Source organism: Streptomyces sp. NPDC004647, from assembly GCF_040609575.1.
In the GTDB taxonomy this organism is placed as follows: Bacteria; Actinomycetota; Actinomycetes; order Streptomycetales; family Streptomycetaceae; genus Streptomyces.
This window is the reverse complement of sequence record NZ_JBEXKU010000026.1, coordinates 1-13,947: the sequence shown is the minus strand read 5'-3', so window position 1 is coordinate 13,947 and position 13,947 is coordinate 1. Positions and strand designations below refer to the sequence as shown.

General features: G+C 69.8%; 10 protein-coding genes, 1 tRNA gene and 1 pseudogene. 4 read left to right on the top strand and 8 right to left on the bottom strand.

The features are described 5' to 3' along the window. Positions 1 to 12 precede the first annotated feature (12 nt). Positions 13 to 693: a hypothetical protein gene (locus ABZW18_RS14020; RefSeq protein ID WP_356186669.1), complete on the bottom strand. Its 681-nt coding sequence runs from the start codon at positions 691 to 693 to the stop codon at positions 13 to 15. 47 nt (positions 694 to 740) lie between these two features. On the opposite strand from ABZW18_RS14020, the gene ABZW18_RS14015 reads away from it, so the two are divergent. Next, the gene (locus ABZW18_RS14015) at positions 741 to 929 is read left to right on the top strand and encodes a DUF5703 family protein (RefSeq protein WP_356186666.1); all 189 of its coding nucleotides are present in this window, start codon (positions 741 to 743) and stop codon (positions 927 to 929) included. A gap of 76 nt (positions 930 to 1,005) precedes the next feature. Here ABZW18_RS14015 and ABZW18_RS14010 read toward each other — a convergent pair whose 3' ends face one another. The 3 genes and pseudogenes from ABZW18_RS14010 to ABZW18_RS14000 form a co-directional block, all read right to left on the bottom strand. After that, complete coding sequence (locus tag ABZW18_RS14010) at positions 1,006 to 1,782, bottom strand: chaplin family protein (protein WP_356186663.1); 777 nt, start codon at positions 1,780 to 1,782, stop codon at positions 1,006 to 1,008. Positions 1,783 to 1,979: 197 nt separating this feature from the next. Next, positions 1,980 to 2,108, bottom strand: a pseudogene (locus tag ABZW18_RS14005) (chaplin); the annotation flags it as partial. A gap of 196 nt (positions 2,109 to 2,304) precedes the next feature. Beyond that, positions 2,305 to 3,630, bottom strand: coding sequence for a M20/M25/M40 family metallo-hydrolase (locus ABZW18_RS14000; protein WP_356186661.1), 1,326 nt, complete (start codon positions 3,628 to 3,630; stop codon positions 2,305 to 2,307). A 241-nt stretch (positions 3,631 to 3,871) separates the two neighbouring features. Here ABZW18_RS14000 and ABZW18_RS13995 point away from each other — a divergent pair. Continuing rightward, positions 3,872 to 3,959: transfer RNA gene (locus ABZW18_RS13995), tRNA-Leu, on the top strand. Positions 3,960 to 4,174: 215 nt separating this feature from the next. Here the strand turns inward: ABZW18_RS13995 and ABZW18_RS13990 are convergent. Further along, positions 4,175 to 6,076 carry a family 16 glycoside hydrolase gene (locus tag ABZW18_RS13990; RefSeq protein ID WP_356186814.1) on the bottom strand — a complete coding sequence of 634 codons (1,902 nt, stop codon included), beginning with the start codon at positions 6,074 to 6,076 and terminating at the stop codon, positions 4,175 to 4,177. 8 nt (positions 6,077 to 6,084) lie between these two features. Continuing rightward, complete coding sequence (locus ABZW18_RS13985) at positions 6,085 to 8,649, bottom strand: ThuA domain-containing protein (protein WP_356186659.1); 2,565 nt, start codon at positions 8,647 to 8,649, stop codon at positions 6,085 to 6,087. Between the two features lie 261 nt (positions 8,650 to 8,910). Between ABZW18_RS13985 and ABZW18_RS13980 the strand changes: the two genes are divergently transcribed. Further along, positions 8,911 to 9,879 (top strand): multicopper oxidase domain-containing protein, encoded by a 969-nt coding sequence (locus ABZW18_RS13980; RefSeq protein WP_356186656.1) that lies wholly within the window; start codon positions 8,911 to 8,913, stop codon positions 9,877 to 9,879. Positions 9,880 to 9,980: 101 nt separating this feature from the next. Here ABZW18_RS13980 and ABZW18_RS13975 read toward each other — a convergent pair whose 3' ends face one another. Continuing rightward, complete coding sequence (locus ABZW18_RS13975; RefSeq protein ID WP_356186653.1) at positions 9,981 to 11,186, bottom strand: NAD(P)-binding domain-containing protein; 1,206 nt, start codon at positions 11,184 to 11,186, stop codon at positions 9,981 to 9,983. 53 nt (positions 11,187 to 11,239) lie between these two features. Next, a complete protein-coding gene (locus ABZW18_RS13970) occupies positions 11,240 to 12,469 on the bottom strand; it encodes an ATP-grasp domain-containing protein (protein ID WP_356186651.1) in 1,230 nt (409 codons plus the stop codon). Between the two features lie 203 nt (positions 12,470 to 12,672). Between ABZW18_RS13970 and ABZW18_RS13965 the strand changes: the two genes are divergently transcribed. Then, positions 12,673 to 13,794 (top strand): glycosyl hydrolase, encoded by a 1,122-nt coding sequence (locus tag ABZW18_RS13965; RefSeq protein WP_356186648.1) that lies wholly within the window; start codon positions 12,673 to 12,675, stop codon positions 13,792 to 13,794. The last annotated feature ends 153 nt before the right edge of the window (positions 13,795 to 13,947 follow it).

Below are 13,947 nucleotides of genomic sequence, written 5' to 3'. Positions count from 1 at the left end.
GGGAGGAGCCGCTCAGCGCTCGGAGTCGAGCGTGAGCCGCTCCTGTGTGTCCTCGTCCTCGCCCCCGAGCTCGTCGTCGAACACGGCGCTGACGTCGAAGCGGCACACGACCAGCTCGGGGTCCGCCTGGTCGAAGGGGGCGTTCAGCCACTCCCCCGGCTCGGTCGCTTCGTCGGCCGCGGCCACCCACAGCGTGGAGTCGCCCTCTTCCAGCCCGAACTCCTTGTGCCGCGAAGCGATCTCGTCCGGCTCGAACTCGCCGAACAGCACACCGAGCGCGGCATGGACACTGCTGCGGGCCTCGCCCTCGGCGCCGTTCTCCCCGCCGCCGATCTCCACATCGGGGTCGAGGTCGGCCACCCGCTGCGCCTGGGAGAGCAGCCGCTGCGGTTCCAGAACCGTATAGTCCCGGCGGATCAGCACACTCAGCGCGCTCGGCTCATCGGGCCCGGTGTACGCGGGCATCGTGCCGTCCCCCGGGATCTCGAAGGGGGTGACCTCGTCGTAGGCGTCGTAGAGCAGCTCGTCGTACTCCTCGGCCGCCGCGGCCAACTCGTTGAACGCGGCATAGACGGTCGGGTCGTCCTCCCCCGACCTGCGTTCGACCGCGTCGAGGTGGCGGTCCAGCGCGGCTTTGACCGCCTCGGCGGCGGCGCGTACCTCGGCAGCGGATGGCTGCGCAGCATCAGACATAGTGCAGACGCTATCCGCACCAGGGCCTTGCCCGCACAATAGATGCGATGCCGGAATACGAATTTCGCGACGTGTACGTGCCGAGAGGGGTCTCCCGCAAGGCCGCCACGCGCCTGTTGACCGACCATGCCGAGTACGGACACTGGGAGTTGGACCGACTGCGCCTGAACCCGGACGGCAGCCGCCGCGTGCGGCTGCGGCGCCGGATCATTCGCCAACTGCAGGCGACCTGGTAACGAATGGGGACATACGGAGCGGGCCCCGCAGCCGCGGGGCCCGCTCCGTCATCCGATGTTCAGTTGTACGCCGGGACTAGGACCTCGACCCCGCGCGGGCACGGCGGTAGAGCACCGTTCCGCCGAGCAGCAGCACCGCGCTCGCGGGCAGAGCGAAGCCCAGCACGTCGGCACCGGTCTGCGCCAGCTGCTCCTCGCCCTTGGGCGAGGTGACGGTCTGCGGCTTCTTGTGACCCGAGGAGTGCCCCACCTCGCCCTGGTCACCCTGGTCGCCCTGGTCACCCTGGTCGCCCTGGTCGCCCTCCTCACCCGGGTTGTCCGGGTTACCGGGGTTGTCGGGCGTGCCCGGCTCGTCCGGGTTACCCGGCTCATCGGGATTGTCGGGCCCATCCGGGTTGTCCGGGTTCTGCGGCCCGCCCGGGTTGTTGCCCCCGGAGGCGTTGGTGCATGTGTTGCCGATGGCCGGGTTCAGCACGCCGCCGCCGGAGCCGGTGTTGCCACAGACGTTCACCGGCGTGTGGACCGGCACCTGGACCGTGTTGCCCGAACCCAGCCCGCCCGAGTTGCTGCTCGTGCCGCGGGCGCCGGAGCCGTTGCCGTTCGACCCCTGTGCGGATCCGTTGGAGCAACGGTTGCCAATGGCCGGGTTGAGAATCCCGACGACACTGACGGTATTGCCGCACACGTTGACCGGAATGTGCACCGGCGCCTGGATCGTATTGCCGGACGCGATACCCGGAGAGTTCCGGGCGCTTCCGTCCACGCCTTCCGCGTGCGCATAGCCACCTGTCACGGCGAGCACACCGCTCGCAGCCGCAACCGTGATCAGACTCTTCCTCGCGACCTGTCGCATAGGTTTGTTCCCCTGCTGCCTATTGCCTTCAGAATGCTCGCGGGCGATTGCCCGCTCGCGAATTACCAGCGTCCCGGAGTGCATGGCGCGTACTCCGGAATCGCCCGGGATCACACCCTCACGGGTTGCGGCACAACGTCTTTTGTTGACGCAGGTGTTGCCGATGCCGAGATTCAGCAGGCGGACACCGGAACGGCGTCTCCCGACACGCCTCCCGAGGAGCCCACTCCGGCACCACGGGTGGCGGAGCCGGCAACGGCCGCACCCGCGCCGAGGAGCGCCGGACGGCCGGTGGCAGCCGCAGCAGCGACAACCTTTTCGATCATTCTTCCTCCTTGCCGGCGAGCGCCCCCAAGCGCGGGACTGCACAGCCTGTAACGAGGAAGGGGGAACAGGGCTACGGGACCGTGGGCGCGTTCACTCTTTCCGGCGAAGTACGTACGAATCCCGGATCAGAGGTATGTCGTTTCAGCCGCAGGGGCCATGCGACGGGCCGTGCGAGGGCCCATATGACCGCGCCGATCAGCACTGATCCAGGAACCGGTCCAGTACCCGTACACCGAACTTCAGGCCCTCCACCGGGACCCGCTCGTCGACACCGTGGAACATCCCCGCGAAGTCCAGCTCCGGCGGCAGCTGCAACGGCGCGAAACCGAAGCAGCGGATACCCAGGTCGTCGAAGGACTTCGCGTCCGTCCCGCCGGACAGCATGTACGGCACGGCGTGTGCGATCGGGTCCTCCGTCCGGAGCGAGGACTGCATCGCGTCGACCAGCTTTCCGTCGAAGCTGGTCTCCAGCGCCTTGTCGGCATGCACGTCCTCGCGCTTCACCCGCGGGCCGAGGATCCGGTCGAGGTCGGCGAGGAACTCCTCCTCGTACCCGGGCAGGAAGCGCCCGTCCACATGGGCCGTCGCCTGCCCGGGGATCACATTGACCTTGTATCCGGCGCCGAGCATGGTCGGGGCCGCGGTGTTGCGCAGCGTCGCCCCGATGATCTTCGCGATGCCGCCGAGCTTGGCGAGCGTCGCCTCCATGTCCTCCGGGTCGAGCGGCGTGCCGAGCGCGTCGGACAGCTCGTCGAGGAAGGACCGTACCGTCTTGGTGGCCCGGACCGGGAACCGGTGGCGGCCGAGCCGTCCGACAGCCTCCGACAGTTCGGTGATGGCGTTGTCGTTGTTGGTCATCGAGCCATGGCCGGCGGTGCCGTCCACGGTCAGCCGCATCCAGTGCATGCCCTTCTGGGCGGTCTCCACCAGATAGAGCCGCAGGTTCTCGTTGACCGTGAAGGAGAAGCCACCGACCTCGCCGATCGCCTCGGTCACGCCCTCGAAGAGATCCGGGTGCTCATCGACCAGGTGCCGCGCGCCGTAGACGCCGCCGGCCTCCTCGTCGGCGAGGAACGCGAGCACGATGTCGCGCGGCGGCTTGCGGCCGCTGCGCAGCCGGTCTCGTACGACCGCGAGGGTCATCGCGTCCATGTCCTTCATGTCGACCGCGCCGCGGCCCCAGACACAGCCGTCGGCGATCTCACCGGAGAAGGGGTGATGGGCCCAGTCCTCGGCGTTGGCCGGGACGACGTCGGTGTGGCCGTGGATGAGCAGCGCGGGGCGCGAGGGGTCCGCTCCTTCGATCCGCGCGACGGTCGAGGCCCGGCCCTGGTGCGACTCGAAGATCTTCGGTTCGAGTCCCACGTCCGCGAGCTTCTCGGCGACGTACTCGGCGGCGGCCCGCTCGCCCGGCCCCGAGTGATCCCCGTAGTTGCTCGTGTCGATCCGGATGAGTTCCCGGCACAGGTCGACTACCTCGTCCTCGCCGGTGGCCGTCGCGGCCGACGTCGACTCGCTCACGCTGTCTCCTCTGGTTCGCTGCCGCCGATGCCCGGGGGTACGGGTCCGCTCCACCCCGGGTCCAGGGCCATCCTCCCCCTCCGGACGCCGCAGCCCAAGGCCGCAATGCGGCTGTCATACGCGCGTCACGGCGGATCGCCGAAGACGCCGTTCCGCCCGCCGGCCGGGTGATCGGGCAGGCCCGGATGTTTGCTATGGTTTTCCCCGTCGGAACGGCCGTGGGCCGACCGGCGGACACCTTGTCCGGGTGGCGGAATGGCAGACGCGCTAGCTTGAGGTGCTAGTGCCCTTTATCGGGCGTGGGGGTTCAAGTCCCCCCTCGGACACCAGCAGAGACCCCAGTGGACCTGGGGTTTTTCTGTTTCCCGGCACCGGCTGCCGCACCGCGTCCGCAAGCCCGCCCCGGCCCGGAGCGCCGTATCTCTCCCCTTCCACGGCGACTCCATGACGGCTCCGTGGCAGCGCACGAGCGCGCGTGGACACATGCGCTCGTGCGCTTGCGCTGAGCGCCGGCGGTCACCGTTCCGGCGCCGCTGCCGCCCGGCTACAGCTCCTTGATCCGGATGTTGCGGAAGGAGATCACATCCGTGGTGCCGTGGGTCTGGAGGCCGAGGTACCCGGAGGCGTACCGGCGGCCGTCGGTACCCGGGTCGTCCCCTCGGGGCGGCGAGAACTCCTGGCCTCCCACGTTCTCGAACTCATTGATCAGCACGCCATTGCGGTGGACCGAGTAGTGCTGGCCGACCACGCGGATCTCGTAGTCGTTCCACGTGCCCTTGGGGGTGACGCCCGCGCCGCCGAGGCCCACCCGGTCGAAGCCGTAGACCGAGCCCGTCTTGTACTGGTCGCCGTCGGGCCGGTCGAGGATCTGCAGCTCGTGCCCGTACGTGATCGCCACCCACTCCGGGCGGGGCTCCTCCGGGTGGTCGTACACGTCCGGGAAGCGTACGAAGACCCCGCTGTTGGCGTTCCCCGTTCCCGGGGCGTCGTCGCGGAATTGCAGCTTCAGCGAGAAGTCGTCGTACTTCCGCCCCGGGAACCAGAGCATGCCCATGCCCGGCACACTGCCGCCGCTGGTGATCGTGCCGTCCTGGTTCAGGCCGAAGGCACCACCGCCGACGTGCTCCCACCGGTCGAAGGACTTCTTCGTGCCGTCGAACAGGTCCCGATAGCCCGCGCCCTGACCGGGCTTGCCGATTCCGGACTGCTTGGCCGCCTTGTCGATCGCTCTGTGCTCGCGCTGGTCGATGACGCCGTCGTCCAGCAGCTTGCCGGTCACCTCGGCCATGTGCTTGAGGAAGACCGCCTGGGACGTCCAGTCCTTCTCGTCCTCGATCAGCTCGTTGATGGTGCAGCGGTTGCCGGTGACGCGGTTGGGGATGCCGGTGTCGACCGTGCCGACGATCACGGTGCGGCGTACGTCCCACTCCGGGCAGGCGGGGGCAGGCACGCCGCCTCCCTCGGCCACTCTGAACACGGCCGGCTCGGCCTCGGAGGTGTTCCCGGCCCTGTCGGTCGCGCGGTGGTTGACGGTGTGCCGGCCCACCCGGTCGACGGTGACGGGGGCGGTGTAGGCGAGGTACGGGCCGCCGTCCAGGGAGTATTCGATCCTCTCGACGCCCGAGTCCGCGTCGGTGGCGGTGACCGTCACCTTCGCGCTGCCGATGTACGCGCCGTCCGAGTTCTTGGCGCCGTCGATCTCGGCGGAGGTCTCCGGTGGTGTCGTGTCGCCCGTCGGCGGCGCGACCACCGCGAAGCCGAGGGACTTCACCTCGGAGGTATTTCCTGCCTTGTCCGTCGCCCGGTAGCGGACCGTGTGGTTGCCGGGCTCGTGGACCATGACGGGGGAGGTGTACGGCTGGAACGCGCCGTCCCCCACGGCGTATTCGATCGTGTTCACACCGGAGCCGGTGTCGGACGCGGTCACGGTGACCGTGGCCATGCCGATGTAGGCGCCGTCCGGGTTCTTCTCGCCCGACACCGTGGCCGAGGTGTCCGGCGCGGTGGTGTCATCGCCTCCGCCGCCGGTGACGACGAGGATGCCCTGCATCTGGCCGTGGCCCGGGATCGTGCAGAAGTAGCGGTATCGGCCCGGAGAGAGGGTGACTTCGGCCGTGTGCTTGCCGCCGCCGGCGTCCGAGGGGTTGGCGAGGATGTTCAGATTGACGTCGTTGTTGTACTCGGGGTCGGAGACGTCGAAGGTCAGGGTGTGCGGCATGCCGGTGGTGTTGCCGGTCGCCGCGCTGTTCTCGAAGACGATCGTGGTCTTCCCGGCGACCGCGGTGGCGGGCGCGGAGGCGTACTTCGTGATGTCGTCCCCGGCGGTCCAGGTCAGCACCTGGTCCGCGGCCGCCGGCTCCTGCCGTTTCCGCTGTCCTTGCCCCTGGGCCGCCGACGAGCTCAGGCCGACAACCATCAGCAGGGCGGTCAACAGCGCTGTCCACATGCCCCGCTTCACCGCCGCGCCCCTTCGCTCGTACGGGCCAGATCCCGCGGCAGCGGGGTGGCCGCGCCGCCCTTGTAGGTGACGCGCCACAGCGCCGACTTGGGGTCGGAGGTGAAGAAGCCGCGTCCGTAGTCGAGGACATAGAGCGCTCCGTCGGAGCCGAAGCGCCAGTCCATCAGGTTGCGGATGCCGTCCGCGCCGACCGGGACGATCTTGTCGAGGCTCTCGGCGTGGACGGGCAGCCCGCCCTTGTCGACGGTGGCCGGGTCGGTCACCACCGCGTGCCGGGGCTGGTCGCCGTCGTAGAAGTCCCCGACGAACCACTTGCCGTCCCAGTACGCAGGCCACTTCTCGTCGCCTGCGTCCTCCGCGTAGCGGTACACCGGGCCGTTCATCGCCGCCTGGCCGCCGCCCTTCAGCCACGGCAGCAGCAGCTTCTGCTCGTCGAGCTTGTAGCTGGGGACGCCGGCGGCGTTGCGCGGGAAGTCGGGGGCGCCGCCCTGCGGGGAGTACCAGATGGTGTTGGACTCCGCCGGCGGGATGTTCACCAGGCCGTCGTTGTTGGGCGATTCGTTCTTGAGGTGGTCGCAGTCGTACCAGCCCAGCGGCTTGCCCGGGTCGGGGAGGTTACGGTCGCGGTAGGGCTGCTTGTTGCCCATGCAGTACGGCCATCCGCGGTTCCCGGCGTGGGTGATCGCGGCGAAGGTGTCGTACTTGGCGGGCCCCCACTCGGTGCTGGGGCTGCCGGCGTCGGGGCCGACCCACCCGGCGTACAGCGTGTCGGTCGTCCGGTCCACGGAGATGCGGGCCGGGTTGCGCACGCCCATCACATAGATCTCGCCGCGGGTCTTGCCGCCGCCCTCGTCCTGTTCCTTGCCGGTGAAGAGGTTCCCCTCGGGGAGGGTGTAGGTGCCGTCGTCCTCGGGGTGGATCCGGAGGATCTTGCCGTTGAGGTTGTTGGTGTTGCCGGCGGTGCGGCGGGCGTCGGCGTAGGAGACGCCCTTGAAGTCGGGCTCCGGGTTGTTGCCGGAGTAACCGCCGCTGAACCCCGAGGAGTTGTTGTCACCCGTGGCGATGTAGAGGTTGTCCTTGGAGTCCCAGGCCATGCCGCCACCCGCGTGGCAGCAACTGTGGATCTGGACGGGCCACTTCAGGAGGACCTTCTCGGAGGCGAGGTCGAGCTTGTCGGTGTTCGGGTCGAGGGTGAAGCGGGAGACCCGGCGCTCGGCCATGTGCGTATCGCGGTTGATCTGCGCGTGCGGGGTGTAGTGGAGGTAGACCCAGCCGTTGTCGAGGAAGTCCGGGTCCAGCTCGATACCGACCAGGCCCTCCTCGTTCTTGATCAGCTCATCGCCGCCGCCCTTGTTGCCGAAAACCGTCACGGCGCCCGCGAAGGTGACCTTCCTGGTCGCCGGGTCCCAGATGTGAACGGTGCCCTGGCCTTTGCCGATGCCGGGGTCGTTCCAGTCGGTCGACACCGGGCTGTCGCCGTCGCCGCCGCCACGGCCGATGTAGAAAACCCGGCCGTCCTTGGCGGTGACGAGGCCGTGGGGCTCCCCGATCTGGTCGGACTGGCCCGGCTGGTTGGGCCGGGTGACGCGCTCCGCCCGGTAGTTGGCGGTGATGGCCGCCTGGCAGTCGGCCCGGGCGAGACGCGTCGTCCACAGCAGCGCGCCCCGCAGATGGGAGCGGAAGTCCGCTTCCTGGAAGCTGTCCGCGGTGCCGCCCATGCCGGTGTAGAAGGACCGGCCGCCGTCGTAGTCACGGCACCAGGAAACGGGGTGGTCCCAGCCGTTGGCGCCCTCGCCGGGCTTGTAGGAGTTCTCCCTGACCCGGGCGACGGTGTGGACTTCGCCGGAGGGGCTGGGCGCCCAGTTGATCCACTTGTCCGGGCGCTTCCACTGGAGCGGCAGGTCCTTGGTGGCCGGATGGGCCCGGTCGCCGACCTCGACGACGGCGCGCTGGACGTTCTCGGAGCCGCCGGCTGCCGCGGGCCGTGCGCCGACGAGGCCCGTGAACCACGTCGAGTACGGCTCCGTACGGGCCGCGTCATGGATGCCCAGGAAGCCGCCGCCGGCCTCCATGTAGCTCTCCAGGCCGCTCTCCTGCTCCGGGTCCAGCACATCGCCGCCGCCGGTGAGGAAGACGACCGCGTTGTACCCGCCGAGCTTCTCCTGAGTGAAGATCACGGGGTCGTCCGTCGCGTCGACCGTGAAGTGCTCCGCACTCGGGCCTTGTCCGCCGATCCGTTCGATGGCCTCGATGCCCGCGTCCACCGACGGCGACTCCTCGCCCGCGGATGCGTGGAAGACCAGGACCCGTACGGCTTCCCCGCCGGGAGGGGACGGAAGGTCCAGCGCCGGTCGCGGGACCGGCTCGGGCCGGGCCGCGGCCGGTGTGCCGCCGAGCACGGCCGCGGCGAGGGCTCCGGCCAGTAAGGCGGCTACCGGACCGCTGCGCAGCCCCGCCGCCCGGCGCCTCGGTCCTCGCAGTCCCAGCCGCGGCAGTCTGCTCAGCCGCCGGGTGCTCAACCCTGCTCTCGCCGACGGTATGTGATGCGGTGTCTGCCTCATGGTGCACCCGCCCCCTCTCCGGTCACAGGAACAGCCGATGAAGCTAGACCTCTTTTCGCAGTGCGCCAAGAGCTATGACCGTGACACAACAAACTTTGTCCAGGATGTGGATGAACGAAGATCGTAGGGCTACCGTGTGGCCGATCCCGGGTACGCCCGGACCCGCCGGTCTCCGCCGGGGCGCGGCGAGTTCGTACCGCAGACGCCGCCACCAGGCCGCCACCGCCCGATGGGAGAACCATGACCGAGGCAGCCCCAAACATGCCCAGACGCAGCTTCAGTCGACGGCTTCTGGCCGGCGGGGCGGCCGCCGCGGCACTCGGACCGGTGGCACTGGCCTCCCCCGCCACGGCGGCGAAGGGACCGCCGGGACGGGCGGAGGGCGAGGGCGAGGTCCGCCATCTGAAGCTGTACGCGGAGAAGCTGCCCAACGGGCAGATGGGCTACGGGGCGCAGAAGGGCAAGGCCTCGATACCCGGCCCGCTGATCGAGCTGACCGAGGGCGACACCCTGCACATCGAGTTCGAGAACACCATGGACGTCGCGGCGAGTCTGCATGTGCACGGGGTGGACTACGACATCGCCAGCGACGGCACCAAGCTCAACGGGAGCACGGTGGAGCCGGGCGGGAAGCGTACGTACACGTGGCGCACCCACGCCCCGGGCAGGCGCACGGACGGCACCTGGCGGCCGGGGAGCGCGGGTTACTGGCACTACCACGACCACGTGGTCGGCACCGAGCACGGCACCGGCGGCATCCGCAACGGCCTGTACGGGCCCGTCGTGGTGCGCAGGAAGGGCGACATCCTGCCGGACAAGCAGTTCACCATCGTCTTCAACGACATGACGATCAACAACAGAACTGCGGGACATACGCCGGACTTCACGGCGACGGTCGGCGACCGGGTGGAGATCATCATGATCACGCACGGCGAGTACTACCACACGTTCCATGTGCACGGTCACCGCTGGGCGGACAACCGTACGGGGCTCCTCCAGGGCCCGGACGACCCCAGCCGCGTCATCGACACCAAGATAACCGGGCCCGCCGACTCCTTCGGCTTCCAGGTGATCGCCGGAGAAAACGTCGGCGCCGGGGCCTGGATGTACCACTGCCATGTGCAGAGCCACTCCGACATGGGCATGGCCGGCCTCTTCCTGGTCGCCAAGGCGGACGGCACGATCCCCGGCCACGACCCGCACCACCCGCCGGGGCACGAGCACCCGTAGGGGCGCTGGCCGCGGGTCGGCGGGGCCGCGGAAGGGGGGCGCCCCGTACCGCGACCCTGCTCGCCGTGGGTCCGTCAGTTACGTCAATTGCGTCAGTTGCGTCAGTGCGGTCGTCTCGCGAGCCGCCGCTGCACCCCGCGGATCAGACGGTCCGCGGTGAAGCCCGCTCCGTAGACGAAGCGCATGGACGGCCCGAAGGACGGCGCGGTCAGCAGACCCGCGAAGAAGAGACCGGGGTGCGAGGACTCGAACCGGCTGTTCAGCCGGGGAGCCCGGCCGCCGCCCACCCTTGACAGCCCGTCACTCACCGTCCGGTCGAGGAGCGGCAGCCGCGCGAGGTCGGGGACGAAGCCGGTGGCGGCGACGACGTGCTCCGTCTCGATGGCGGTCCTCGCGCCCGCGGGCGTGGCGAGGTCCAGCCGTACGCCCCCCGCGGCCGGTGACGCGGCCCGCAGCCGGTGGCCGAGCAGGACCGGCACACCGCTCTCGAAGCGGTCGCGCAGCCACCACGCGCCGGCCGGGCCGAGCGCGGTCGCCGCGATACGGACCCGGGTGGCGGCCGGCAGCCGGCGGACCGCCCACGGGACCTCGGACCAGACCCAGCTGGGCCAGCCGGTGCCCAGACCGCAGTGCGGGTCGCGCAGGGATCTCAGAACGCTGCGGTCCAGGGGCTGCGGCCGGGTGTTCCAGTTCAGCCGGTCCGCGCGGGCGATGACCCGGGCCGTGGCGCCTTCCTCGGCCAGCAGCGCGGCCGTCTCGAGCGCCGCCTGCCCGGCGCCGATCACCGTGACGTCCTTGCCCTTGAAGCGCGACAGGTCGCGGTGGTCGCTGCTGTGCGAGGCGAGTCCGTCGGGCAGGACTTCCAGCGGCTCCGGGCGGTGGACGAACGGCATGACCCCGACGGCGAGCGCCACGGTCCGGGCGGGGATCGTCTCGCCGTCGCCCGTGTCGACGAGGAAGCCCTGCCGGCGGGGTCGTACGGCCGTCACGGTCTGCTCGTCGATACGCGGCACCGCCTGCTCGGCGAACCACATCCCGTAGTCGGTGAAGTGATCGATGGACATCGGGTTGCCGTGCTCGGCGGGCAGGCCACGGGAGGCGCAGTACGCGGACAGGGTGCGGTCCCCACGGGGGTCCGACAGATTCGAGGACCAGGGCTCCGACTTGAGGAACATGCCTCCGGGCATATGGTCCCGCCAGGAGGCCATGGGGCGGCCGAGTACGCGCAGCCGCAGTCCGGCCGCGGCGGCATGTGCGGCGATCGACAGTCCGTAAGGACCGGCGCCGACGACTACCAGGTCGTACATGGGTGATCCCGTTCTCTCGTTCGAGGATGGTGCGCTGAGGGGTTCGCCGGTCCTCAGCGGGCGGGTGCGGGCCGGAGCAACGGCCGCAGCCGGCGCAGACCTTTCCGCCCGCCCTGTCCCAGCCAGGCCGCGGCCATGGCCGAGAAGGGAGCCGGGTCGTCGGCGGCGAACCAGGCGGTCTCCGCGTTCCGGTACCGGACGCCGGTACGGGGCGGGCGCTCCGCCGTCCACGGCCGGGCCGCGGCCGCGGCCGCCAGACCGGACAGCAGGGCGTAGTTCTCCACCACGAAGATCCGGCCGGGGACGGGCCGCGTCGCGGCGACCGGCCGGCCCGTGAGGTCGAGGTGGAGGGCCCTGACGACGTCCAGCCCGGTCCGGTCGGTGAACAGGCGGAACTGGGCGCCGGGGCGCGGATTGAAGTCCAGCAGGTGGTAGGTGCCGGTCGCGGTGTCGCGCCGGAAGTCGAGGTCGAGGATCCCGCGGTAGTCCAGCCGTTCGGCCAGTTGCCGGGCCGCGGCCTCCACTTCGAGGTTGGGCAGCCACGTGCCGACCGCCGTCAGCCCGGCTCCGACCGGCCAGGACAGCTCCTTGCGGCCCGACCCGCCGACGAGACAGCCGGGATCCGCGCCGAAGTAGCCGTGGAAGAACCAGTCGGTGCCGCGCCCACCGGACAGACGCCGCTGGAGCAGCAGCGGACTGCCGGCCTGCGCGGTCTGCTCGTACAGCAGCCGGGCCGCGTCGGCGGTACGGACGAGGGTGGTACTGCGCAGCGCGGTGGCACGTGGCAGCAGCCAGGGCCGGCTCCACTTCGCGATGACGGGCAGGCCCAAGTCCTGTGCGGCAGCCGCCGCCTCCGCCCCGCTGCCCGGGATCACCGTCAGCGGATGGGGTACGCCCGCGCTCCGGCACACCTCCGCGAGCTGCGCCTTGTCGGCCACTTCCTGGGGCAGGTCCGGCTGCTGATGCGGCATCAGAAACGCGCCGGACAGCCGGCCCGCGAGTTCCCCGGCCGCGATGGCACTCACATCGTCCATGGGGATGAGGACGGCGGGCCGCCCGATGCGCTCGGCGGTCCGACGGAGCGTCTCGAACAGCAGGGCCGCGGACGGGCCGCCCGACGGCCACTCGTGCGCGCGGTGCAGATAGCGGGAGCGGTTGACCGGGCTGGCCGGGGATTCGACGAGGGTATGGACCTCGATTCCGGCCCGGCCGAGGGATCTGACGGCGCCCAGGGTGCCGTGGTGAAAAGGATTGTGGTCGAGGCGGATCAGTAGTGCCGGCACACCGGTGTCGAACCTCGGGCTCGCAGCGGGGTGAGCCGCGGAGTCGTGGTGCACAGCTCCCCTTCGGATCAATTGAACCGTGCGGGCTACGAATTCCCGGACGGACCATCGGAATGAAATTTGATGCTCTGGTGCGAAATACGTCCCAATTCATGTCAGGGGATATGCACAATGTGGGGGTTGGCACGCCGGAAGGAGTAGCCATGTCCCACCGTCCCAGCAACCTGGCCGCCATCTGCCTCGGAGCGGTCACCGCAGGAAGCCTGCTCACGGGCACGGCCATAGCGACCGTGGACAGCGAACGGGGCGCAGTGCACACCCCACTTCCCGCCCCCGCTCGGGGGGTGCCCTGGGGTGCGTTCCTCGGCTCGGGGCCCGAAGGCGTGGAGCGGATCGCTCAGATGCAGGACTGGCTCGGCGGAACGCCGATACAGGTGGGGCACACCTACCTGCCGGGCAACCACTGGTCCGACATCGAGGGCGACCCCTTTCTGCTCCAGCCGTGGGCCGAGTGGCGGCGCGGGGCAGCCGACCGGCTCTTCGTGCTGAATGTCCCCATGTCCGACCGCAACGAGGACAACGTGCCGGACGAGGAGGTCGCCCGACTGCTGGACAAGGGAGCGGCAGGTGAGTACGACGACGCTTTCCGCACACTCGCCGACCGGCTGGTCGCACTGGGTGTGCCGGATACGGTGATCGTGCTCGGTTGGGAGATGAACGGCACGACGTACACCGGTCGTTGCGCCCCGAAACCGGAGGCGTGGAAGGCGTACTGGCGGCGGATCGTCGGCGTCATGCGCTCGATTCCGGGACAGAAATTCCGCTTCGATTTCGCGCCCAGCCGCGGACAGGACGCGATCGGCTGGACGGAGTGCTATCCGGGCGACGACGTGGTGGACATCATCGGCATGGATTCGTACGATCAACCGCCCGGGCACAATTTCGACGAGCAGATCGACCAGCCGTTCGGGCTTCAGCACCAGGTAGATTTCGCCAAGGAGCACAAGAAGCCGATCTCGTACCCGGAATGGGGACTGTTCCGCAACGGCGACAACGCTGAATACATGCGCCGGATGCTGGAGTGGATCGAGGAGCATCCGCCCGCCTACCACACCATCACGGACTATTGCCCGCACGGAGTGTGGGACTGCCACGAAAACCCTGAATCCTCAAAGGTGTTCCGCGAGGTGCAGTCCGCCCGGCCCCTGCCGGAGCCCGGGTCACCGCAGCAGGCCGACTGCCTGACGCTGGATCTGGGCCCGTGGATCGAGTCGCTCTTCGGCAGCCGCCGGCTGTGCATCCGCTTCAGCTGGCGGGAGGGCTGACAAGGACGGGACGGCCGGCGCCGAGGGAGTGGGCGTCGGCGCGGGGGGGGGGGGGGGGGGGGGCGGGGCCCCCCCCCCCCCCCCCCCCCCCCACCACCACACCCACCAAAAAAAACACAGAAAAAAAAAACAACAAACAAAAAAAAAAAGAAA